This window comes from Microbacterium azadirachtae (assembly GCF_025583665.1).
Taxonomy (GTDB): domain Bacteria; phylum Actinomycetota; class Actinomycetes; order Actinomycetales; family Microbacteriaceae; genus Microbacterium; species Microbacterium azadirachtae.
Window position 1 is genome coordinate 2556334 of record NZ_CP099706.1, and the last position, 21862, is coordinate 2578195.

The following is a 21862-nucleotide window of genomic DNA, read 5'->3' on the forward strand; positions in this document are numbered from 1 at the left end:
TGAGTTCTTCGCTGCGGAGAGTCTGACACAGGATCCCTCGTCCGTACAGAGGAAAACGAAGGAATCTCAGACCTTTGCGACGATATTCGTTGTTGAGTGCGGCCCTATCAACGAATATGCGTGTTTCGCGCGTGTTTCGTGCGGGCTACTTCCCCTGGAAGTCGAAGGCCTTCAGGAGCTCGTCGATCGCCTGCTCGCGCTGCTCTCCGCCCTCGTCGAACATGTGCGCGACGTGCGTGCGCAGGTGGTTCTCCAGCAGCAGCCGGTTGAGCGATTCCAGGGAGCGCTGGATCGCGCGGGACTGCGTGATGATGTCCATGCAGTACTCCTCGTGCTCGATCATCTTCGCGACACCGCGGAGCTGACCTTCGAGGATGCTGGTGCGGTGCAGAGCGCGCTTCTTGATGTCTTCGATCACGAGGACGAGGCTACCGGTCTCCGCCGTGCGCGGCACGGGATCCCGCCCGGCCCCGGATCCCGCGACGCAATGGAAGGATGGGCGCATGGCACGCGCCCGTGAAGCACTGCTGTCCCCCGCGGACCTGGAGCGCCTGCGCGCGCTGCGAAGGATGAAGGCGGTCGCCCTCGGCGCCCTCGGCATCATGGCCGTCGCTTTCGTCGTCGCGTTCTGGCTGCAGGGCCGCTTCCCGTGGCTGGAGTACGTGCGCGCCGCCGCCGAGGGGGGCATGGTCGGCGCCCTCGCGGACTGGTTCGCGGTGACCGCGCTGTTCCGGCGTCCGCTCGGGCTGCCCATCCCGCACACTGCGATCATCCCGAACCGCAAGGAAGAGATCGGGCGCACCCTCGGCGAGTTCGTCGAGACGAACTTCCTCTCTGCCGAGGTCGTGCGCACGAAGCTCACCGAGACCTCGATCGCCCGCCGCCTCGGCGACTGGCTGCGCGCACCCGAGCACGCGGAGCGGGTCGCGAGCGAGGGATCCACGATCGCGTCCGCGGTGCTGCGCGCCCTCAGCGACGACGACGTGCAGAGCGTCATCGCGGAGCTCGCCCGCGAGCACCTCGTGGACCCGGAATGGGGCACGCCCGCCGGCGCCTGGCTGCAGCGGATCGTGCAGGCCGACGCGCATCGCGGCGCCGTCGACCTCGCCGTGGACAGCATCGCCACCTGGCTCGACGGCAACGCCGCCGCGTTCCAGGGACTCCTCTCGCGCCGCCTGCCGTCCTGGGTGCCGCGGCTCGCGCACCGCTTCGTGGACGAGGCCGCGTACAACGAGGCCGTGCGCTTCGTGCGCGCGGTGCAGGCGGATCCGCATCACCCCGCACGTCGCGCCCTGGACGGCTATCTCGCCCGTCTCGCCGACAACCTGCAGCACGACCCCTCCACGCGCGCACGTCTGGAGAACGCCAAGGCGGCCCTGTTCGACAGCCCGCGGGTGGGCGCCCTGGCGGCCGAAGCGTGGAACGCCGCCAAGGCGGGCCTCCTCTCCGCACTCTCCGACCCGGAGAGCGGACTGCGCCGCCAGGCGGCGTCGGCGGTCGCCGAGCTCGGCGACCGCCTCTCCACCGAGGACCCGCTGCAGGACCGTGTCGACCGCTGGCTCTCCGACGCCGCCGTGTATCTGGTCGACCGCTACCGGCACGACATCGCATCGATCATCACGGACACGGTGGAGCGCTGGGATCCCGCCGAGACGACGGAGAAGATCGAGCTCATGGTCGGCCGCGACCTGCAGTACATCCGCCTCAACGGCACGGTCGTCGGCGCGCTCGCCGGGCTGGCGATCTTCGCGGTCGCGCACGCCGTCATCCCCGTGTAGGGCGCACGCGCAGGCACCGGCGGCGCTGGGCGCGTGACGATCTGCACAGCCAGACACGATCGGCACACGGATCCGGCGATCTCGTGTGCAGATCGTCGCAGCGTGTGCAGATCGTCACGCCCGATCGCCCTCCCCCGTTGGACGCGGACGGGAGTTGTCCACCGATTGCGCAGTCCGGGCCCCGCAGCGACGCCCGCTCGCGGACCATCGTGTGATGCTCTCCCTGACAGACACCATCAGACGTCGTGGCGGCATCGCGCGCGGGCGGGATCTGCAGCACCTCGGCTTCACGCGGTCGTCGCTCGCCCGCGCGGTGCGGGGCGGCACCGTCGAGCGCCTGCGCGACGGCGTGTTCGCGGCCGGCCCGATCGAACCCGACGTCCGCGCGGCGGTCGCGCATGGGGGCGCCCTCACCTGCGCGAGCGTTCTGACCGCACTGCAGCTCTGGGTGCTGCCCCCGATCACGGGACCGCACGTCTGGCTCGGCGCCGGACGACACGCGCACCCGCACCCGGGCTGCGTCTGCGTCCCGCACTATTACCGGGGTGCGCCGCCTCTCGGCCGCGTCGATCTGGAGACCGCCTTGCTGCACCTGCGGCTCTGCTCCGGCGACGAGGCGTTCTTCGCCGCCTTCGAGTCGGCATGGAGGCACGGGCACCTCGACACGGCGGCACGCCGTCGGATCCGGTCGGCATTGCCGGCCACGGCACGATGGCTCACGGATCTCGCGCGCGGCGATGCCGACAGCGGCCTGGAGTCCTTGCTGCGGCTGAGGCTGCACCTCCTCGGTCTTCGTCTCGAGTGCCAGGTGCGCATCGACGGGGTGGGCATCGTGGACTTCGTGATCGACCGGGTCATCATCGAGGTCGACGGCGAGGCGAATCACGAGGGCACGGCGAAGCGGCACAAGGATCTGGTGCGCGACGCGGCCGCTGCCCGGCGCGGCTTTCGCACGCTCCGCTTCGACTACGCACAGGTGGTGCACGACTGGCCGTCGGTGCAGGCCGCGATCCTGGCTGCCCTGGGCGCGTGACGATCTGCACACGCCGGCACGATCGGCACACGGATCCGGCGATCTCGTGTGCAGATCGTCGCAGCGTGTGCAGGGCGTCACGCCCCCGCCGCGCGGATGTCTCGTCGGCCAGACAGCGTCCGGGCGAGGGCCGTGGGCGCGGACGGCCGTCGTGGCACGCTGGTCAGCGGACGCCGATCCACCGAGAAGGGACCACCCATGGCACTGTCGCACGATCCCCTCTGGCCGCGCGGCGGCGATTGGCCTGCGTTCGACGCCTCCGCCGACGCCGTGCTGCTGGGCGTCCCGACATGGCGCACCTCCCTCTCCGCCACTGGCGCGCACGCGACGCCCGCTGCCGTCCGCGAAGCGCTGCGCCGATACAGCCCGACGCTGATGGGTCCGCCGATCGTCGACCTGAACGAGGTGCTGCGGATCGCCGACGCGGGCGACGTGCACGAGCCCGACGGCGACGAAGGCGTCGCCCGGGCGACCGCCCGAGTGGCGGAGCTCTCCGCCGCGTCGCGCCTGCTGATCGCCCTCGGCGGCGACAACTCCCTCACCTACCCCGTCGCCCTCGGCGCGGGTGCCACGGGTCTGATCACGATCGATGCGCATTTCGACCTGCGCGACGGCGTGTCGAACGGCTCCCCCGTGCGCCGCCTCGTCGAAGACGCCCCCACGGGGACCGCGATCGACCCGCGCCGGATCGTGCAGATCGGCATCGCCGACTTCGCGAACTCCGCCGCCTACGCGCAGCGGGCGGCCGACTGGGGCATCCGCGTCATCACGCTGGATGAGGTGCGCCGCCGCGGTGTCGCAGACGTCGTCGCGGAGGCGGTCGAGGTCGCCGGTGCCGGGGACGCCCCCCGCATCCACTTCGACATCGACGTCGACGCCTGCGACCGAGCCACGACCCCGGGATGCCCCGCGAGCGTGCCCGGCGGATTCGCCGCAGACGAGCTCCGCGCGCTCGTGCGCGGGGTCGCCGCCGATCCGCGCGTCGTGAGCGCCGACATCGCCGAGGTCGACGCTACGGCCGACGACGAGGACGGGCGGACAGTGCGCCTGGCGGCCCTGTGCGTGCTGGAGCTGCTCGCGGCACTCGCAGGCCGCGCCTGACAGGCGCGGAGCTCAGACCGCGCGCAGAGCCTCGTCGATCGGCACCTCGCCGGCGTTGAACCGGATCGTGCGGCGCCTCGTCGCGGGCTCGACGAGGGTCTGCGCGATCACGGCGGCGACATCGGCGCGGGACACGCTTCCGGATGCGTCCGCTGTCGCGTCGATCCGCCCGGTCGGCGCCTCGAGCGTCAGCCTGCTCGGCGCGAGCACCGTCCAGTCCAGGTCCGAGGCGCGCAGCACCTCGTCGGCGGCGGCCTTCGCCTCGGCGTAGGCGAAGAACGGGTCGGACGGATCGATTCCGTGCGCGGGCGAGGAGCCGAAGTACGACACCATCACGAACCTCGGCACCCCGGCCGCCGCGGCGGCGGCCATGGAGCGGGTCGCGGCCTCGAAGTCCACGGCCCGGGTGCGCGCCGCGGATCCTCCGCCGGCGCCCGCCGACCACACCACGGCGTCGTGACCCGTGATGAGCGCGACCATCTCCTGCTCGGACGCGGACTCCACGTCGAAGACGACCGGATCCGCTCCGGTCGCGCGCACGTCGTCGACCTGGGCCTGGTCGCGGATCACCGCCGTGACCTGGTCGCCGCGCGCCGTGAGGAGGGGTTCGAGGAGCAGGGCGACCTTGCCGTGGCCGCCGAAGATCAGGATCCGTGCCATGACTCCACGGTAGGCGGATCCGGTCGTCAACGCACGACCAGCCGCGGCTCGATCAGCGCGTGCGCGGTGCCCGCCTGCACCTCTCGCGGCGTCACGGCCTCCCCGGTCGGCCCCATGAGCAGCTCGAGCGTCGCGACGGCGACGTCCTCCGGACGCTGCTCCACGCTGGAGAACCCGAGCGCCTCGGCCGTCGGGGTGTTGTCGAAGCCGATCACGGGCACCCGGGCGGATCCGGCCGCCTGCGCGAGCAGAGCCCCGATCGCGAGCGAGTCGCTGGCGCACACGATCGCGTCGACCGTGTCGCCCGCCGACTCGACGGCGGAACGGGCGGCGGCGACGTCCTCCTCCGCCGTCCATCGCGGGGCCGAGACCCCCGCGGCGGCCATCGCCTCGCGCCAGCCGCGCTCGCGGTCGTCACCGGTGCCCGATCCCGTCGGCCAGCCAAGGAACGCGACCCGGGATCCGAACCCGAGCGCATGCGCGGTGGCAGCGCGGGTGCCCGCGGCGCCGTCCACGTCGACCCAGAGGTGCTCGGGCGCAGCGAGGTCGTCCTCCCCCCACGGCCGTCCGAACGCGACGAAGGGCAGGCGCGCGTCGCCGAGCCAGCGCGTGCGCGGGTCGCCGTGGAAGGTTCCGGTGATGATGGTGGCGTCGATCTCCGACCCCTCCCAGAGCTCGGCGAGCCGCGCGATCTCGTCGTCCGGGGTGCGGGCGGCGTAGACCAGCATGCGCATGCCGCGCTCGCTCGCCCGCTCGGTCAGCGCGTGCACGAAGCGGTCCAGCACCACGCCGGAGACGCCTCCGACATAGGGATCCAGATGCACCCCGATCGTCGAGCTGCGCCGGGTGCGCAGCTGCCGTGCCGCGGCGTGCCGCCGGTAGCCCAGCTCGTGGATCGCCTGCTGCACACGCTCCCGCGTCGCGGGCTTCACGATCGCCGGGGTGTTCAGCACGTTCGACACGGTCTGCCGCGAGACGCCTGCGCGCAGCGCGACGTCCTCGACGGTCGGCGTCCTGACCATGTCTCTCCCCTCCGCGGCTCGGGTGGTCCGGGACCACCTTCCCACCTTGACACCCCGCACCCGTGCCGCCTAGCGTATTGGACAGAGAGTTTGATCGTTCAAATTCTGGGGATGGCGTCCTGCCGCCCATGCGAAGCAGTCATCATCACGGATGCTCATCAAGGGAGAAGAGACATGACACGGCACAGCACGCGCGCCGCGATCGGGGCAGGGGCACTCGTCCTCGTCGGCGCGATCGCCCTGACCGGCTGCGGTTCCGGGTTCTCCGGCGGCGACGCCGGCAGCACCGGATCCTCGAAGCTGACCTCGTCCGACAAGCCGCTGAACATCCTCATCGGATCGTCCGGCGACGCGGAGACCAAGGCCGTCAACGACGCCGTCGCGGCGTGGTCGAAGACCTCCGGCGTCAAGGCGACCGTCACCGCGGCGAGCGACCTGAACCAGCAGCTCTCGCAGGGCTTCGCCTCCGGATCCCCCGCCGATGTGTTCTACCAGTCGACGGATGCGCTTGCCGGCTACGCGTCCAACGGCTCCCTGCTCGCCTACGGCGATCTGCTGAAGAACAAGGACGACTTCTACCCGAGCCTGCTGAAGTCGTTCACCTACGACGGCAAGCTCTACTGCGCGCCGAAGGACTTCTCCACGCTGCAGCTCGTGATCAACACCGACATGTGGACGAAGGCCGGGCTGACCGACGCCGACGTCCCGAAGACCTGGGACGAGCTCGCCACGGTCTCGCAGAAGCTCACCGCCGACGGCCACGTGGGCCTGTCGATGAGCGGCGAGTACGCACGCGTCGGCGCCTTCATGGTCGCCGCCGGCGGCGGGCTGATGAACGCCGACTCGACCAAGGCCACGGCCGACGCCGAGGGCAACGTGAAGGCGCTCGACTACCTCAAGGGGCTCCTCAACGCCGGGTCGATGAAGTTCGCCGCGGATCTCGGATCCGGCTGGGGTGGAGAGGCGTTCGGCACCCAGAAGGCCGCGATGGTCGTCGAGGGCAACTGGATCACCGGTGCCATGACCAACGACTACCCCACCGTGAAGTACAAGGCTGTCGAGCTGCCCGCCGGCCCCGACGGCAAGAAGGGCACGCTGCAGTTCACGAACTGCTGGGGCATCTCGGCCGACAGCAAGAACCAGAAGGCGGCCCTCGACCTCGTCGAGCACCTGACCAGCGCGGACAGCCAGCTCGCCTTCTCGAAGGCGTTCGGCCCGATGCCGTCGATCAAGTCGGCCGCGGACGCGTGGAAGAAGGACAACGCCCCGCTCGTGCCGTTCCTGAACGGAGCGAACTACGCCCAGGGCGTGCCGACCGCCAAGGGCGCCAGCGACGTCGTGACCGACTTCAACGGCAAGCTCGGATCGCTCGCGACCGGCGACCCGAAGGCGATCCTCGACGCCACGCAGAAGAACCTGGAAGCCCTGACCAAGTAATCATGGCCTCCTCCACCGTGCGGTCTCACCGGCCCGCGTCCCACCCGGGACTGCGGCGCGGTGAGACCGCATCGGGGTGGTTGTTCACCGCCCCGATGCTGATCCTGCTCGGCCTGTTCCTGGTCGTGCCCGTGCTCATGGCGCTCTGGGTGAGCGTCAGCGACTGGGGCGGGCGCGGCTCGCCCTTCTCGGGCGGCGTCTCGTTCGTGGGCCTGAAGAACTACGCCGCCCTCCTGCTCGGCGGCGGCCTCGCCGAGGCCGACTTCGGCATGAGCCTGAAGAACAACGCCTGGTACGTCCTGCTCGTGGTGCCGTGCCAGACCGCCCTGAGCCTCTTCCTCGCCGTGCTGGTGAATCGGCAGATCCTCAAGGGCCGCGGCTTCTTCCGCACCGCGTTCTACTTCCCCTCGGTGACGAGCTCCGTCGCCATCACCGTCCTGTTCCTGTTCCTGTTCTCCACGACCGGAGCCGTCAACGCCGCGCTCGGATGGCTCGGGATCAACGGCCCGAACTGGCTCAACGACCCGTCCGGGATCCTGCACTTCGGCGCCACGTCCGGGCCCGCGGCCCTGACGGAGAACAGCTTCCTCGGCGTCTCCTATTGGGACTGGATCGGCGGCCCCAGCGTCGCGATGTGCGTCTACATCATCATGGCGATCTTCACCACGAGCGGGACGTTCATGCTGCTGTTCCTCGCCGCCCTGCAGAACATCTCCGGAGAGGTGCAGGAGGCCGCCATGATGGACGGCGCGAACGGCTGGCAGCGGTTCTGGCGGGTGACGCTCCCGCAGCTGCGCCCGACGCTGTTCACCGTCCTCACGCTCGGGCTCATCGGCTGCTGGCAGATCTTCGACCAGATCTACACCGGCACGCGCGGTCAGCCGGCGAAGACGACGATCACGCCCGCGTACCAGTCGTATCAGTCGTCGTTCCTCAACCAGGAGTGGGGTCAGGGCGCCGCGATCGCGTTCATCCTGTTCGTGATCATCATCGTCTTCACCCTCGTGCAGCGCTGGGCGCTGCGTGATCGGCCCGTGTCCCGACGGCGCAACCGGCCGTATGCGGAAGCGGCCGAACGCGCCGCCGCCCGCGCGGCCTCGGTCAAGGACGACCGCACGCCCACGACCGAAGGAGCTCCCCGATGAGCGCCGCGACCGCCCTCGTCCCCCGCCGCCGCCGGCGGTGGGGCACTGCACGGATCGCCTCGACCTCGGTGCTGTACGCGCTGCTGATCGCCCTCGCGCTCGTGTACATCTACCCGTTCCTGATCCAGGTGGCCACGAGCTTCAAGACGGATCCCGACGCGGCGTCGAACCCGCTCGGCCTGGTGCCGCAGACCTTCACGACCGAGGCCTACACCCAGCTGTTCCTGCGCAGCGACTTCCCCACCTGGTTCACGAACTCGGTGATCGTGACGATCGTCGTGACCGCGGGCCGCGTGTTCTTCAACTCGCTCGCCGGCTACGCGCTCGCACGCCTGCGCTTCCGCGGCCGGAACCTGGTGTTCGCCGGGCTCGTCGCCGTCATGAGCGTGCCGACGGTCGTGCTGCTGATCCCGAAGTTCCTGGTGATCAACACCCTGGGCATGTACGACTCCTACGCGGGCATGATCCTGCCGCTGCTCGTGGACGCCGCAGGCGTGTTCATCATGAAGAACTTCTTCGAGTCGATCCCGGTGTCGGTCGAGGAGCAGGCGCGGATCGACGGCGCCGGCACGTTCCGCGTGTTCTGGTCGGTGGTGCTGCCCATGGCCCGGCCCGCGCTGATCACGATCGTGATCCTCTCGTTCCAGGGCTCGTGGAACGAGCTGGCCCACTTCATCGTGTCGACGCAGTCCCCCGAGCTCACGACCCTCACCAAGGGCGTCGCGCAGCTCGCCAACGGACAGCTCAGCCAGGGCCGGCAGTATCCGCTCAAGCTCGCGGCCGCCATCATCATGACGATCCCGGTGGCGGTGATGTTCTTCGTGTTCCAGAAGCGCATCATGAACTCCAGCGACGGGGCGGTGAAGGAATGACCGCCGACTCCCCCACGATCCTCGCCACCTGCGGAGGAATGGTGGACGGAGGCTGGCGCGACGCCGCGTACGGCCCGCTCCTGCACCTCGCGATCGAGCTCGCCGGAGTGGCCGGCCGGGCGCCGCGGGTCGCGCACGTGAACACCGCGGGCGGCGATCCCCGCGTCGTCGAGGGCGCCGAGCTCGAGGCGGCCCGCGCCGCCGGAGCCGAGGGGAGCCACATCCGCCTCTTCCCCCACCCGAATCACGAGCGCCTCGCCGAGCACGTGCTCAGCCGCGACGTGATCTGGGTGAGCGGCGGCAGCGTCGTGAACCTGCTCGCGCTATGGCGCGCCCACGGCCTCGACACGCTCCTGCGGCAGGCCTGGGAGGCGGGCGTCGTGCTCGCCGGAGGATCCGCCGGAGGGCTGTGCTGGCACAGCGGCGGCACGACGACGTCGTTCGGGCCGGAGGCGCAGGTCGTCGCCGACGGCCTGGGCCTGCTCCCCGGATCCTTCAGCCCGCACCACGACTCCCAGCCGGCTCGCGCTCCGGCGTTCCGGGAGGCGATCAGGTCGGGCCGGATCCCGCCTGGACACGGCGTCGAGGAGGGCGTGGGACTGCTGTACCGCGGCGACCGTCTCGTCGAGGTCGTCGCCGAGCGCGCCGGCGCGTCCGCGTGGGCCCTGTCCGCCGACGGTTCGGAGGAGCGCCTGCCGGCCCGCGACCTGACCGCCTCCGCCCACCCCTGACCTCCCCCGCGCCGACCGCTTGCGCACCGACTCCCCGCACACGCCCGCCCCTCACGAAGGAGCCCCATGACCGACACCCCGCTGCAGCCCCTCCTGAACGACGCCGTCATCGCGCTCCAGGCGCCGACCCAGGTGTGGTCGGACGAAACCGGAGACATGGGATCCGCCCCCATCCACGGCATCTACCACGGCGACGTCCGTCATGTGCGGGCGCTGACGGTCGCCGTCGACGGCACCGCCATCGAGGCGATCGCCTCCTCGTCGCCCTCGCCGCAGCGCGCCGTGTTCACGGGCGTGCTGCGCGGCGTCGACGACGACCAGCCCGATCCCAAGGTGCGCATCGACCGCACCCGCACCGTGCGTTCCGGCGGGCTCTCGGAGGAGATCCGGATCTCGTCGCACCGCGAGGTGCCGCTGCCGATCGCCGTGACCGTGCGGCTCATGCCGGACTTCGAGCCGCTCCAGCGCGTCAAGGCGGGACTGGCCGACGCCGGGGCCTGGGGGTGGGACGGCGATCGCGCCTCCTCGGGTGCGGCGTCGTTCGCCGTGAGCGCGCCCGAGGCGACGATCACCGTCGAGGAGGCGGCCCTGGTGATCCGCTGGGGCACGGTCCTGCCGCCCCGCTCGACGGCGGGCTTCCGCATCGACCTGGCGCTCGAGGATCCGACGCTCGTGGTGGCCTCGCCGGGAGCGCCCGCGTACCCGGCGGTCCCGGAGACCCGGGATCCGCGCCTGCGCCGCTGGCTGCACCGCGCCGCGGGTGACCTGTCCGCCCTGCGCCTCGCCCTGCCCGCGCATCCGGACGACGCGTTCTACGCCGCCGGCGCACCGTGGTTCTTCACCCTCTTCGGGCGCGACTCGATCTGGGCCGCGCGGCTCGCGCTCCGCCAGGACCCCGCGATCGCCGCCTCCACGCTGCGCGTGCTCGCCCGCCTGCAGGGAACCCGGAAGGATCCGGCCACGGCCGAGGCCCCGGGGAAGATCCCGCACGAGCTGCGAAGCGGCGCGCTCTCCCTGCCCAGCGAAGGCGTGCATCTCCCCCCGCTCTACTACGGCACGGTCGACGCGACGCCGCTGTGGGTGTGCCTGCTCGCCGACGCCCGGGACGCGGGCATGCCTGAGGACGAGGTGCGCGCACTGCTCCCGAACCTGCGGGCGGCGCTGAGCTGGATGATCGACCACGGCGACGCGAGCGGATCCGGGTTCATCGACTACGTCGACGAGACCGGGCACGGACTCGCGAACCAGGGCTGGAAGGACTCGGGCGACTCGATCCAGTGGCGCGACGGACGCCTCGCCGAGGGACCCATCGCCCTCAGCGAGGTGCAGGCCTACGCGTACGAGGCCGCGGTGCGCGGCGCCGACCTGCTCGACGCGCTCGGCGAAGACGGCGGCGAGGCGCTGCGCGCCTGGGCGGCGGATCTGCGCGCCCGCTTCCGCGCCGCCTACTGGGTGTCGACGTCCGAGGGCCGCTACCCCGCGATCGCGCTGGACGCGCACGGCGCGGCGGTCGACACGCTCACGAGCAACATCGGCCACCTGATCGGCACCGGGATCCTCGACCCCGACGAGGAGCGCGCCTGCGCGGCGCTGCTGCTCGGCGACTCGATGTCGAGCGGGTTCGGGATCCGCACGATGTCGTCGGGCGCGGCAGGATTCTGGCCGCTGAGCTACCACGGCGGCAGCGTCTGGGCGCACGACACCGCCATCGCGGTGCACGGGATGCTGCGCGCCGGGCTGCGGGCCGAGGCCGCCGACATCGCGCAGCAGCTCGTCGACGCCGCCGAGGGCTTCGACTACCGGATGCCCGAGCTGCACGCGGGAGACGCCCGCGCGCTCGGCGTCGCCCCGGTGCCGTATCCGGCGTCGTGCCGCCCGCAGGCGTGGTCCGCCGCGGCGGCCGTGGTCTGCGCGGACGCGCTGGGCTGAGTCCCATCCGGCGCGCGGGGTTCCTGAGCCGCAACGTTCCGCACACGATGCGACGATCCGCACACGGTCCGACCGGATCGGTGTGCGGATCGTCGCGATGCGTGCAGATCGTGGCGTCGCGCGTGCCGGGGCCGGGCCTGGCCCCGGGCGTCAGACCGCGCGCACGCCGTCCTTCCAGACGGCGGCGACGAGCGGCACGCCGGGGCGGTACGCCAGGTGCACCCGGCTCGCGGCCTTCAGCAGCACGAGATCCGCGCGCATGCCGGGCGCGATCCGGCCGATGTCGTCCCGGCGCAGGGCCGCGGCCCCTCCGGCGGTGGCGGCGTGGATCGCCTCCGCGACCGTCATCCGCATGTCGCGCACAGCCACCGCGATGCAGAACGGCATCGACGAGGTGAAGCTCGATCCGGGATTCGTGTCGCACGCGATCGCCACGGTCACGCCGGCGTCGATGAGGCGGCGGGCGTCGGGATAGGGCTGGCGGGTCGAGAACTCCACGCCGGGCAGGAGCGTGAGCACGGTGCTGGATCCGGCGAGCGCCGCGACGTCCTCGTCGGTGAGGTAGGTGCCGTGGTCGACCGAGGCGGCGCCGAGGTCGACCGCCAGCCGCACCCCCTCGCCGGGGCCGAGCTGACTCGCGTGCACGCGCGGCTGGAGTCCGCGGGCGATGCCTGCTTCGAGCACACGGCGGGACTGCGGGACGCTGAAGGCCCCGGTCTCGCAGAACACGTCGATCCACTTGGCGTGCGGGGCGCAGGCGTCGAGCATCTCCCCGGTGACGAGGTCGACGTAGTCGTCGCCGCGGTCGGCGTACTCGGCAGGCACGACGTGGGCGCCGAGGAACGTGACCTCGGGGGTGACCTCGGCGGCGAGACGGACGAGACGCTCCTCGGTCTTCACGTCGAGGCCGTAGCCGCTCTTGATCTCGACGGCCGTGGTGCCCTGCGCGAGCATCTCGTCCAGGAAGCCGCGCAGGCGGATCCGCAGCTCGTCGTCGGATGCGGCGCGCGTGGCGGCCACGGTCGATCGGATGCCGCCCGCGGCATACTTCTGCCCCTGCATGCGGGCCTCGAACTCGGCGGCGCGGTCCCCGCCGAACACGAGGTGGCTGTGGCTGTCCACGAAGCCGGGGATCACGGCCCGCCCCCCGGCGTCCACCACCTCCACCCCTCCGTCTATTTCTGCCGAACTGATGCCTGCGGGGGCCGAACCCCACGGTTCGGCAGAAATAGACGGAGCGACGGGGGCGTCGGCGGCCGGGCCGACCCAGGAGACGCGGCCGTCCTCGATCAGGACGGCCGCGTCGTGCAGAGTGCCGCAGGGGTCTTCGCCGACCGGGACGTTCGTCGTCAGCTCGCCGATGTTCGTGATCAGGATCCGCATGTCCCGCCGCCTTCCCAGAGAAATGGTCGTGTCCCGCCCTGCGCTCCCCCATCCCCCGACGAGGTGCGCAGAGCGGGACGCGTCTGTGTCCGAGCTCCGCTCAGAGCCCCATCGGGACCTTGAGCCCGCGCTCGCGCGCGATGTCCTTCGCGTGGTCGTACCCGGCGTCGACATGCCGCATGACGCCGGTGCCCGGGTCGTTCGTGAGCACGCGCTCGAGCTTCTCGGCGGCGAGGGCGGAGCCGTCGGCGACCGTCACCTGACCGGCATGGATGGACCGGCCGATGCCGACGCCGCCGCCGTGGTGCAGCGACACCCAGGAGGCGCCCGACGCCGTGTTCAGCAGGGCGTTGAGGAGCGGCCAGTCGGCGATCGCGTCGGAGCCGTCCTTCATGGCCTCGGTCTCGCGATACGGCGAGGCCACGGAGCCCGAGTCGAGGTGGTCGCGGCCGATGACGATCGGAGCCGACAGCTCGCCGGACGCGACCATCTCATTGAACTTCAGGCCCGCCAGGTGGCGCTCCTTGTAGCCCAGCCAGCAGATGCGGGCGGGCAGACCCTCGAAGTGCACCTTCTCGCCGGCCTTCTCCAGCCAGCGGTGCAGAGCCGCGTCCTCCGGGAAGAGCTCCGCGATGGCGCGGTCGGTCTTGTAGATGTCCTCGGGGTCGCCCGACAGCGCGGCCCAGCGGAACGGGCCGCGGCCCTCCTCGAACTGGGGACGGATGTACGCCGGCACGAAGCCGGGGAACTCGAACGCGCGGTCGAAGCCGCCGAGCACCGCCTCCGCGCGGATCGAGTTGCCGTAGTCGAACACCGCGGCGCCGGCATCCTGGAACGCCACCATCGCGGCCACGTGGGCGGCCATCGACTCGCGCGACCGGCGGGTGAACTCTTCGGGGTCGCGCTCGGCCTCGGCCTTCCAGTCCTCGACGGTGATGCCGAGGGGCAGGTACGCGAGCGGGTCGTGCGCGCTGGTCTGGTCGGTCACGACGTCGATCGGCACGCCTCGGCGGAACAGCTCGGGGAAGACCTCGGCTGCGTTGCCGACGATGCCGACGGAGAGGGCCTCCCCGGCCTCCTTCGCGGCGACGGCCCGGGCGACGGCCTCATCGAGGTCGGTGTAGTAGACGTCGAGGTAGCCGTGGTCGACGCGGCGGGCGAGCCGCGACTCGTCGACGTCGACGATGAGGCAGGCGCCTTCGTTCAGGGTGACGGCGAGCGGCTGCGCGCCGCCCATCCCGCCGGCGCCGCCGGTGAGCGAGAGGGTGCCCTTGAGCGAGTCCCTGCCGAGCGAGCGGGCCACCGCGGCGAACGTCTCGTACGTGCCCTGCAGGATGCCCTGGGATCCGATGTAGATCCAGGATCCGGCCGTCATCTGGCCGTACATCATCAGGCCCTCGGCCTCGAGCTTGCGGAACTCGGGCCAGGTCGCCCAGTCGCCCACGAGGTTGGAGTTGGCGATGAGCACGCGGGGCGCCCACTCGTGTGTGCGGAACACGCCGACCGGCTTGCCGGACTGCACGAGCAGGGTCTCATCGGGCTCGAGCTCGTCGAGGGTGCGCACGATCGCGTCGTACGCCTCCCAGCTGCGCGCGGCGCGGCCGGTGCCGCCGTAGACCACGAGGTCCTCGGGGTGCTCGGCGACCTCGGGGTCGAGGTTGTTCATGAGCATCCGCTTGGCGGCCTCGGCGCCCCAGCTCTTCGCCGTGCGCTCATTGCCGCGGATCGCGCGGATGTGGCGGGTCGGGTCCGACAGGGTCGGGGTGGTGTCAGTCATTCGCGTGCTCCTTCGCAATCGCAGCGATCCGGCCGGACTGCACGAGCGCGGTCACGGCCTCCATGTCGGGAGAGAGGAATCGGTCGGGGCCGGGGCCGCCGGCCACGGTGCGGACGAGGTCGCGGACGGCGCCGGTGGCGGGGCCCGCCTCGAGCGGCGCGCGCAGGTCGAGCGCGCGGGCGCCGGTGAGGATCTCGATCGCGAGGACGCGGCCGAGGCCGTCGATCGCGCGGCGGAGCTTGCGGGCGGCGGCCCAGCCCATCGACACGTGGTCCTCCTGCATCGCCGAGGACGGGATCGAGTCGACCGAGGCGGGCACCGCGAGCCGCTTGAGCTCGGAGACGATGCCGGCGGCGGCGTACTGGGCGATCATGAGCCCGGAGTCCACGCCGACCTCGTCCGCCAGGAACGGCGGCAGACCGTGGCTGCGGGCCGGGTCCAGGGCGCGGTCGGTGCGGCGCTCGGCGACGGAGGCGACGTCGGCGACCGAGATCGCGAGGAAGTCGAGCACGGCCGCGACCGGCGCGCCGTGGAAGTTGCCGTTGGACTCGATCCGTCCGTCGCTCGTCACCACCGGGTTGTCGACGACGCTCGCGAGCTCGCGCTCGGCGATGGTGGTCGCGTACGACGCCGTGTCGCGCGCGGCGCCGTGCACCTGCGGCGAGCAGCGCAGCGAGTACGCGTCCTGCACGCGCCCGTCGTCCGGGCCCTTGTGGCTGGCGACCATCGGCGAGGATCCGAGGAAGGCGCGCAGGTGCGCCGCGGAGACGGCCTGGCCGATCTGCGGACGCAGCGCCATCAGGTCGGCCGCGAACACCGCGTCGGTGCCGAGCTGGGACTCGATCGACATCGCCGCCGACATGTCGGCCGTGATCAGCAGATCCTCGAGGTCGTGCAGCGCGAGCACGAGCATGCCGAGCATGCCGTCGGTGCCGTTGATGAGGGCGAGGCCCTCCTTCTCCACGAGCTGCAGCGGCTCGATCCCGGCCGCGGCGAGCGCGTCGGCGGCGGGCACCTTCTCGCCCGACGCGTCGCGGACGTCACCCTCGCCCATGCTCGCGAGCGCGACGTGGGCCAGCGGAGCCAGATCGCCCGAGCAGCCGAGCGAGCCGTACTCGCGGACGATCGGGGTGATGCCCGCGTTGAGCATCGCGGCGTAGGTCTGCACGACCTGCGGGCGCACGCCCGTGTGGCCCGAGGCGAGAGTCTGCAGGCGCAGCAGCTGGAGCGCGCGGACGACCTCGGTCTCGACCTCGGCGCCGGTGCCGGCGGCGTGCGAGCGGATGAGGCTCTGCTGCAGCTGACGGCGGCGCTCGGGGGCGATGAACGTGGTGGCCAGGGCGCCGAAGCCGGTCGAGACGCCGTAGTGCGGGTTCGGGTCGGCGGCCATGCCGTCGATGACTGCGCGGGCGGCGGCGACGCGGTCGAGCGCTCCGGCGTCGATGGCGACGGGGGCGTGGTGACGGGCGACGGCGACGACGTCCTCAGGGCGCAGGGGCGCCGCACCGATGACGACGGGGGAAGTGTGGGGCATGAGACGATTCCACACCTTCTCCCCCGTCCGGCCGAGGGCGATCTGGCATCGCCTGTCTGCGATCCCAGACATTCGGCATACCGCGCAGAGAAGGCGAGGACCGCGCACACCCCGACATCGCCGTCGCCTCTGATTGTGCGATGCGTCCAGAGACCGGCGATATTCGTGCAGATCGCACATGGTGTGCCGTCAGGCACGGAACTAGCGTGGGCGCAACCATTCCCCGCCCGAAGGAAACGACCATGGCCCCCATCGCCACGCATGACGACTTCGCCCTCTCCCGCGTGACCCCCGAAGCGCGAAAGCCCTGGTTCGGCATCGCCGTGCAGCGCTTCGGCCAGGTCTCGGCGCTCTCCCAGTTCCTGCTCGGCGCGACACTCGGCTACGGCATGACGTTCGGCGAGGCGGCGCTCGCCTTCCTCCTCGGATCCTTGATCCTCGAGGTGATCATGTGCATCGTCGGCTTCATCGGCCAGCGCGAGGGCCTGAATACCGCCCTGCTCGCCCGCTGGACCGGCTTCGGCGAGATCGGCGCCTCGCTGGTCGGCCTCGCGATCGGCATCAGCCTCATCGGCTGGTTCGGGATCCAGTCCGCCATCTCGGCGCAGTCGCTCGACGCGCTCATGCCCGGCGTCCTGCCGACCTGGACGTGGAGCCTGCTGTTCGGCCTGGCCGTCACGGCGATCGTCGCCTTCGGCTTCCTCGGCATGCAGTGGCTCGCGAACATCACCGTGCCGCTGTTCCTCGTGCTCGTGGGCTGGTCGGTGGTCTCCGAGCTCAGCCGCCACGACCTGGGCGCGCTGCTGTCCAGCCCCGCTCCCGGCCCGCACATCAGCGTCTGGGCGGGCACGGGGATCGTCGCCGGCGGCCTCATCGTGGGCGCCATCATCACCGGCGACATGACCCGCTTCAACCGCTCGCGCGCCGACGTCGTGAAGCAGACCGTGGTGGGCGTCACGCTCGGCGAGTTCGTGATCGGCCTGGCCGGCGTGCTCCTCGCGCACGCCGCCAAGTCGGGCGACATCGTCGCGATCGTGACCAGCTCGGTGGGACTCATCGGCCTCATCATCGTCATCACCGGCACGCTGAAGATCAACGACTGGAACCTGTACTCCTCGACGCTGGGACTGGTGAACTTCATCTCCACGACGTTCGGGAAGAACCTGCACCGCGTCACCACCACGATCGTCCTCGGCATCGTCGGCTCCGTGCTCGCCGCCGCGGGGATCCTGGGGCAGTTCACCGAGTTCCTCATCGTGCTGAGCGTCGCGTTCCCGCCGATCGCGGGCATCATGGTCGCCGAGTACTTCGTGGTCCGCTGCTGGCGCGGAGAGCTCGACGAGAGTCGCGAGGCGGGCGTGCTTCCGGCCGCCGCGCCGCGGATCGTGCCCGCCACGATCGTGATCTGGCTGATCTCCGCGCTCGTCGGCTACTTCGTGACGTGGGGCATCCCCTCGCTCATCAGCCTGTTCCTCTCGATGGCGCTCTACATCGCGGCGGGCAAGCTCGGCCTCGTCCGCGGTGTGGGCAGCGTCCCCACCCGCCAGGCCGACCCCGCGGAGACCGCGGCGGCCTGACCACCGACTCCGTCGCGGGGTGCGGCGCCTTCCGACGCCCCGCGACGGGACCATCCTCCAGTCCCTCCGAGAAAGCGAGAACCATGCACATCGGCATCGACGTCGGCGGCACCAACACCGACGCCGTCCTCATGGACGGCACCCGCACCCTGGCCGGGGTCAAGCACTCCACCACCGCGGACGTGACCAGCGGGATCGTGCAGGCGATCGAGGATCTGCGCGCCCGGCACCCGTTCGAGGGGTCCGACGTCGACGCCGTGATGATCGGCACCACGCACTTCATCAACGCGCTCGTGCAGGCGAGCCGGCTCGCCCCGACCGCGGCGCTGCGCCTCGGCCTCCCCGCGACCCGCGCGCTGCCCCCGCTCGTCGACTGGCCCGAGGTGCTCGTCGAGGCGGCCCAGGCGCGCAGCTACCTCGCCCACGGCGGGTACGAGTTCGACGGCCGCCCCATCTCGCCCCTCGACCCCGACGAGCTGCGCGCCGCGGCGGAGGACATGAAGGCGCACGGGATCCGCTCGGTCGCGATCTCCTCCGTGTTCAGCCCCGTGAACCACGACCTCGAGGTGCGTGCGGCCGAGATCGTCGGCGACGTGCTCGGCCCCGAGGTCGCGATCTCGCTCTCGCACGAGATCGGGCGGATCGGGATCCTCGAGCGCGAGAACGCCACCATCATCAACGCCGCCCTGCGCGAGCTCGCGTCCGAGATCGTCGACGGCCTCACCGCCGCGGTGCGCGCGCACGGCATCGAGGCCCCGATCTTCCTCAGCCAGAACGACGGAACCCTCATGGACGAGGACTACGTGCGCCGCTACCCCGTGGCGACCTTCGCCTCCGGCCCGACCAACTCCATGCGCGGGGCGGCCGCGACGAGCGGACTGCAGGACTGCGCCGTGATCGACGTGGGCGGGACGACCGCCGACATCGGCCTGCTGGTCAACGGGTTCCCGCGCGAGACCGCGAACGAGGTGAAGGTGGCCGGGATCCGCACGAACTTCCGGATGCCCGACGTGCTCTCCCTCGGCATCGGCGGCGGCAGCATCGTGGATCCCGAGACCGCCGAGGTGGGGCCCGCGTCGGTGGGCTACCGGCTCACCACCGAGGCCCTCGTGTTCGGCGGATCCACGCTGACCGCGACCGACATCGCCGTCGCCGCAGGGCGCGCCGAGGTCGGCGACCCGTCGAAGGTCGCGCACCTGGATCCCGCCTTCGTCGCGCGCGTGCTCGACCGCATCGCGGAGCGCGTCTCGGAGGCCGTTGACCGCATGCGCACGTCACCCGATCCGATCGCGGTCGTCGCCGTGGGCGGCGGATCCATCCTGCTGCCGGACGAGCTCCCGCTGTTCGGCACGGTGCACCGCCCGGAGAACTACGCCGTCGCCAACGCGATCGGCGCCTCGATCGCCCAGGTCGGCGGCGAGATCGACAAGGTCTATGCGATCGCCCCCGGCGAGCGCGACGAGACCATCGCGGCCATCCGCGCCGAGGCCGTCGACAAGGCCATCGCCGCGGGCGCCCGGCCCTCCACGGTGTCGATCATCGACTTCGACGAGGTGCCGATCCCCTATCTGCCCGGCAATGCGACGCGCATCCGCGCGAAGGCGGTCGGCGACCTGGACATGGGGGCCTGAGATGGGCTGGCAGATCGACACGGCGCAGGTCGAGGACCTCGCCCGCGGCGCCGCGCTGTTCGGCACCGGCGGCGGCGGCGACCCGTACATCGGATCCCTGCTCGCCCGGCAGGCGCTCGCGGACGGCCCCGTCGCGGTGCTCGACCTCTCCGAGCTGCCCGACGACGCGCACGTGCTGTTCGTCGCCATGATGGGAGCGCCCACCGTCATGGTCGAGAAGCTCCCGAGCCTGGACGAGGTCGTCGAGCCCGTGCGCGCCCTCGGCGCGCACCTGGGACGCCCCGTGACGCACATCGCGTGCGCGGAGGTCGGCGGGGTCAACTCCACGATCCCCGTGGCCGCGGCGGCCGCACTGGGCCTGCCGCTCATCGACGCGGACGGCATGGGGCGCGCCTTCCCCGAGCTGCAGATGGTGCTGCCGACCCTCATCGGCGTGACCGCCTCCCCGCTCGCCCTGAGCGACGAGAAGGGCAACGTCGCCGTGCTGCAGACGATCGACAACAGCTGGACCGAGCGGATCGCCCGCGTGGCCACGGTCGAGATGGGCTGCTCCACGATGATCGCGGGCTTCTCGATGACCGGTGCGCAGGCGCGCGCCGGCCTCGTCGGCGGGTCGCTGTCGCGGTGCATCACGGTCGGCCGCGCGATCGCCGACGCCCGCGAGGGCAAGACGGATCCCGTCACGGCCGCCGTGGCGCTGCTCGACGGCCGTGAGCTGTTCGACGGCAAGGTGGTGGACGTGCAGCGCGCGACCACCACGGGCTTCGCGCGCGGTCGCGCCCGGATCGAGGGCGAGGGCGGAACCGTCCTCACACTGCAGTTCCAGAACGAGCATCTCGTCGCGGAGGCCGACGGGCGGATCCTCGCCACGACCCCCGACCTGATCATGGTCGTCGAGGGCGAGACCGGGGAGCCCGTCACCACCGAGGGGCTGCGCTACGGCCAGCGCGTGCGCGTGCTGGCTGCGCCGGCCGACGAGCGCTGGCACTCCCCCGAGGCGCTCGCGATGGTGGGGCCCGGCTACTTCGGCTACGACCTTCCCGCGCACCGCTTCGACGGGACGGTGTCGACGGGGGCGGTGTCGACGGGAACGGTGTCGGGCATCGCGGCCGCAGAGGAGGCGAAGTGAGCTGGATCCTCACCGCGGCCGACCTCCCCGACCTCGCCCGCGGCGCCACGCTGCTGGGCACAGGAGGCGGCGGCGACCCGTACATCGGCAGCAAGCTCGTCGAGCGCGTGCTCGGCGAGGGGTCGATCACCATCCTGGATCCGGACGAGCTCGCGGACGATCTGTTCGTGATCCCGACGGCGCAGATGGGCGCGCCGACCGTGATGGTCGAGAAGATCCCGGCCGGGACCGAGCCCACCCAGGCGCTGCGCGCCCTGGAGGCGCACCTGGGCCGCATGGCGGATGCGACCATGCCGATCGAGTGCGGCGGCATCAACTCGATGATCCCGCTCGTCGTCGCCGCGGAGACGGGGCTGCCGGTCGTGGACGCCGACGGCATGGGCCGGGCGTTCCCTGAGCTGTCGATGGAGACCTTCGCGGTGTACGGCGTGCACGGCTCGCCGCTCGCCCTCGCCGGAGAGCGCGGCGAGACCGTGCTCATCGACACGGGCGACGACGACCGGCAGATGGAGTGGCTGGCCCGGGCCGTGACGATCCGCCTCGGCGGGGTCGGGCACATCGCGGAGTACGCGATGACGGGCGCCGACGTGCGGCGCACCGCGGTGCCGCGCACGATCTCGATGGCGCTCGCCCTCGGCCGGGCGATCCGCGAGGCGCGCGAGCAGCACCGCTCCCCGTTCGCCGCGATCGCCGACGTGCTCTCCACGACCCTGTACCCGCACGTCCGCGAGCTGTGCACGGGCAAGGTCGTCGACGTCGAGCGGCGCACGACCGAGGGCTTCGCGAAGGGCCGCGCGGTGATCGCGCCGCTCGACGGGGACGGGACGTTCGAGATCCGGTTCCAGAACGAGAACCTCACCGCGCACCGAGACGGCGCGCTGGTCGCGATCGTGCCGGATCTGATCTGCGTCGTCGACCACGAGACCGCGGAGCCCATCACGACCGAGGGCCTGCGCTACGGCCAGCGCGTGCGGGTGCTCGGCATCTCCACGCCGGAGATGATGCGCACCCCCGCCGCGCTGGAGGCGTTCGGGCCGGCCGCCTTCGGTCTCGACGAGGCGTTCCTGCCCGTCGAGCGCCCCGCATCCTGAGCGCGCGCCGTCACCGTCGGCCCGACGGCGCC

The 21862-nt window shown here is 71.7% G+C and carries 18 protein-coding genes; 12 read left to right on the forward strand and 6 right to left on the reverse strand.

Annotated features, from left to right (window positions below):
* Positions 1-145 precede the first annotated feature (145 nt).
* A complete protein-coding gene (locus NFX31_RS12115) occupies positions 146-418 on the reverse strand; it encodes a metal-sensitive transcriptional regulator (protein WP_045251303.1) in 273 nt (90 codons plus the stop codon).
* An 85-nt stretch (positions 419-503) separates the two neighbouring features.
* Between NFX31_RS12115 and NFX31_RS12120 the strand changes: the two genes are divergently transcribed.
* From NFX31_RS12120 to NFX31_RS12130, 3 genes are all read left to right on the forward strand, one after another.
* Entirely contained in the window at positions 504-1778 is a 1275-nt protein-coding gene (locus NFX31_RS12120) for a DUF445 domain-containing protein (RefSeq protein ID WP_262955837.1), read from the forward strand.
* A 214-nt stretch (positions 1779-1992) separates the two neighbouring features.
* Entirely contained in the window at positions 1993-2811 is an 819-nt protein-coding gene (locus NFX31_RS12125) for an endonuclease domain-containing protein (RefSeq protein WP_262955838.1), read from the forward strand.
* Between the two features lie 198 nt (positions 2812-3009).
* Positions 3010-3912, forward strand: a complete 903-nt coding sequence (locus NFX31_RS12130; RefSeq protein WP_262955839.1) for an arginase family protein — start codon at positions 3010-3012, stop codon at positions 3910-3912.
* Between the two features lie 12 nt (positions 3913-3924).
* Here NFX31_RS12130 and NFX31_RS12135 read toward each other — a convergent pair whose 3' ends face one another.
* Both NFX31_RS12135 and NFX31_RS12140 read right to left on the reverse strand, forming a co-directional pair.
* The gene (locus NFX31_RS12135) at positions 3925-4572 is read right to left on the reverse strand and encodes an NAD(P)H-binding protein (RefSeq protein WP_262955840.1); all 648 of its coding nucleotides are present in this window, start codon (positions 4570-4572) and stop codon (positions 3925-3927) included.
* A gap of 26 nt (positions 4573-4598) precedes the next feature.
* Positions 4599-5594 (reverse strand): LacI family DNA-binding transcriptional regulator, encoded by a 996-nt coding sequence (locus NFX31_RS12140; protein ID WP_045251258.1) that lies wholly within the window; start codon positions 5592-5594, stop codon positions 4599-4601.
* Between the two features lie 174 nt (positions 5595-5768).
* On the opposite strand from NFX31_RS12140, the gene NFX31_RS12145 reads away from it, so the two are divergent.
* The 5 genes from NFX31_RS12145 (at position 5769) to NFX31_RS12165 (ending at position 11708) form a co-directional block, all read left to right on the forward strand.
* The gene (locus tag NFX31_RS12145) at positions 5769-7031 is read left to right on the forward strand and encodes a sugar ABC transporter substrate-binding protein (protein ID WP_262955841.1); all 1263 of its coding nucleotides are present in this window, start codon (positions 5769-5771) and stop codon (positions 7029-7031) included.
* Positions 7032-7033: 2 nt separating this feature from the next.
* Positions 7034-8176, forward strand: a complete 1143-nt coding sequence (locus NFX31_RS12150) for a carbohydrate ABC transporter permease (RefSeq protein ID WP_091479190.1) — start codon at positions 7034-7036, stop codon at positions 8174-8176.
* Positions 8173-9048: a carbohydrate ABC transporter permease gene (locus NFX31_RS12155; RefSeq protein WP_045251261.1), complete on the forward strand. Its 876-nt coding sequence runs from the start codon at positions 8173-8175 to the stop codon at positions 9046-9048. The genes NFX31_RS12150 and NFX31_RS12155 overlap by 4 nt, the downstream gene beginning before the upstream one ends.
* On the forward strand, positions 9045-9779 hold the full coding sequence (locus NFX31_RS12160) for a Type 1 glutamine amidotransferase-like domain-containing protein (protein ID WP_262955842.1): 735 nt from the start codon (positions 9045-9047) through the stop codon (positions 9777-9779). Before NFX31_RS12155 ends, NFX31_RS12160 begins: the two co-directional genes overlap by 4 nt.
* A 66-nt stretch (positions 9780-9845) precedes the next feature.
* A complete protein-coding gene (locus NFX31_RS12165; protein ID WP_262955843.1) occupies positions 9846-11708 on the forward strand; it encodes a glycogen debranching N-terminal domain-containing protein in 1863 nt (620 codons plus the stop codon).
* 150 nt (positions 11709-11858) lie between these two features.
* Here the strand turns inward: NFX31_RS12165 and hutI are convergent, their stop codons facing one another.
* The 3 genes from hutI to hutH form a co-directional block, all read right to left on the reverse strand.
* Positions 11859-13091 (reverse strand): imidazolonepropionase, encoded by a 1233-nt coding sequence (gene hutI, locus NFX31_RS12170; RefSeq protein WP_045249266.1) that lies wholly within the window; start codon positions 13089-13091, stop codon positions 11859-11861.
* A gap of 100 nt (positions 13092-13191) precedes the next feature.
* Positions 13192-14868: a urocanate hydratase gene (gene hutU, locus NFX31_RS12175; protein ID WP_045249265.1), complete on the reverse strand. Its 1677-nt coding sequence runs from the start codon at positions 14866-14868 to the stop codon at positions 13192-13194.
* On the reverse strand, positions 14861-16402 hold the full coding sequence (gene hutH, locus NFX31_RS12180) for a histidine ammonia-lyase (RefSeq protein ID WP_045249264.1): 1542 nt from the start codon (positions 16400-16402) through the stop codon (positions 14861-14863). The genes hutU and hutH overlap by 8 nt, the downstream gene beginning before the upstream one ends.
* Positions 16403-16644: 242 nt before the next feature.
* On the opposite strand from hutH, the gene NFX31_RS12185 reads away from it, so the two are divergent.
* The 4 genes from NFX31_RS12185 (at position 16645) to NFX31_RS12200 (ending at position 21830) form a co-directional block, all read left to right on the forward strand.
* Entirely contained in the window at positions 16645-17979 is a 1335-nt protein-coding gene (locus NFX31_RS12185; RefSeq protein ID WP_262955844.1) for a purine-cytosine permease family protein, read from the forward strand.
* Positions 17980-18062: 83 nt separating this feature from the next.
* Entirely contained in the window at positions 18063-19610 is a 1548-nt protein-coding gene (locus NFX31_RS12190) for a hydantoinase/oxoprolinase N-terminal domain-containing protein (RefSeq protein WP_045249262.1), read from the forward strand.
* Between the two features lies 1 nt (position 19611).
* On the forward strand, positions 19612-20739 hold the full coding sequence (locus NFX31_RS12195; RefSeq protein ID WP_262955845.1) for a DUF917 domain-containing protein: 1128 nt from the start codon (positions 19612-19614) through the stop codon (positions 20737-20739).
* On the forward strand, positions 20736-21830 hold the full coding sequence (locus NFX31_RS12200) for a DUF917 domain-containing protein (protein WP_045249260.1): 1095 nt from the start codon (positions 20736-20738) through the stop codon (positions 21828-21830). Before NFX31_RS12195 ends, NFX31_RS12200 begins: the two co-directional genes overlap by 4 nt.
* Positions 21831-21862 lie beyond the last annotated feature (32 nt).

Coding starts and splice junctions, on each gene's coding strand:
- NFX31_RS12120 (WP_262955837.1), top strand. CDS start 504: ATGGCACGCGCCCGTGAAGCACTGCTGTCCCCCGCGGACCTGGAGCGC.
- NFX31_RS12125 (WP_262955838.1), top strand. CDS start 1,993: ATGCTCTCCCTGACAGACACCATCAGACGTCGTGGCGGCATCGCGCGC.
- NFX31_RS12130 (WP_262955839.1), top strand. CDS start 3,010: ATGGCACTGTCGCACGATCCCCTCTGGCCGCGCGGCGGCGATTGGCCT.
- NFX31_RS12135 (WP_262955840.1), bottom strand. CDS start 4,572: ATGGCACGGATCCTGATCTTCGGCGGCCACGGCAAGGTCGCCCTGCTC.
- NFX31_RS12140 (WP_045251258.1), bottom strand. CDS start 5,594: ATGGTCAGGACGCCGACCGTCGAGGACGTCGCGCTGCGCGCAGGCGTC.
- NFX31_RS12145 (WP_262955841.1), top strand. CDS start 5,769: ATGACACGGCACAGCACGCGCGCCGCGATCGGGGCAGGGGCACTCGTC.
- NFX31_RS12150 (WP_091479190.1), top strand. CDS start 7,034: ATGGCCTCCTCCACCGTGCGGTCTCACCGGCCCGCGTCCCACCCGGGA.
- NFX31_RS12155 (WP_045251261.1), top strand. CDS start 8,173: ATGAGCGCCGCGACCGCCCTCGTCCCCCGCCGCCGCCGGCGGTGGGGC.
- NFX31_RS12160 (WP_262955842.1), top strand. CDS start 9,045: ATGACCGCCGACTCCCCCACGATCCTCGCCACCTGCGGAGGAATGGTG.
- NFX31_RS12165 (WP_262955843.1), top strand. CDS start 9,846: ATGACCGACACCCCGCTGCAGCCCCTCCTGAACGACGCCGTCATCGCG.
- hutI (WP_045249266.1), bottom strand. CDS start 13,091: ATGCGGATCCTGATCACGAACATCGGCGAGCTGACGACGAACGTCCCG.
- hutU (WP_045249265.1), bottom strand. CDS start 14,868: ATGACTGACACCACCCCGACCCTGTCGGACCCGACCCGCCACATCCGC.
- hutH (WP_045249264.1), bottom strand. CDS start 16,402: ATGCCCCACACTTCCCCCGTCGTCATCGGTGCGGCGCCCCTGCGCCCT.
- NFX31_RS12185 (WP_262955844.1), top strand. CDS start 16,645: ATGGCCCCCATCGCCACGCATGACGACTTCGCCCTCTCCCGCGTGACC.
- NFX31_RS12190 (WP_045249262.1), top strand. CDS start 18,063: ATGCACATCGGCATCGACGTCGGCGGCACCAACACCGACGCCGTCCTC.
- NFX31_RS12195 (WP_262955845.1), top strand. CDS start 19,612: ATGGGCTGGCAGATCGACACGGCGCAGGTCGAGGACCTCGCCCGCGGC.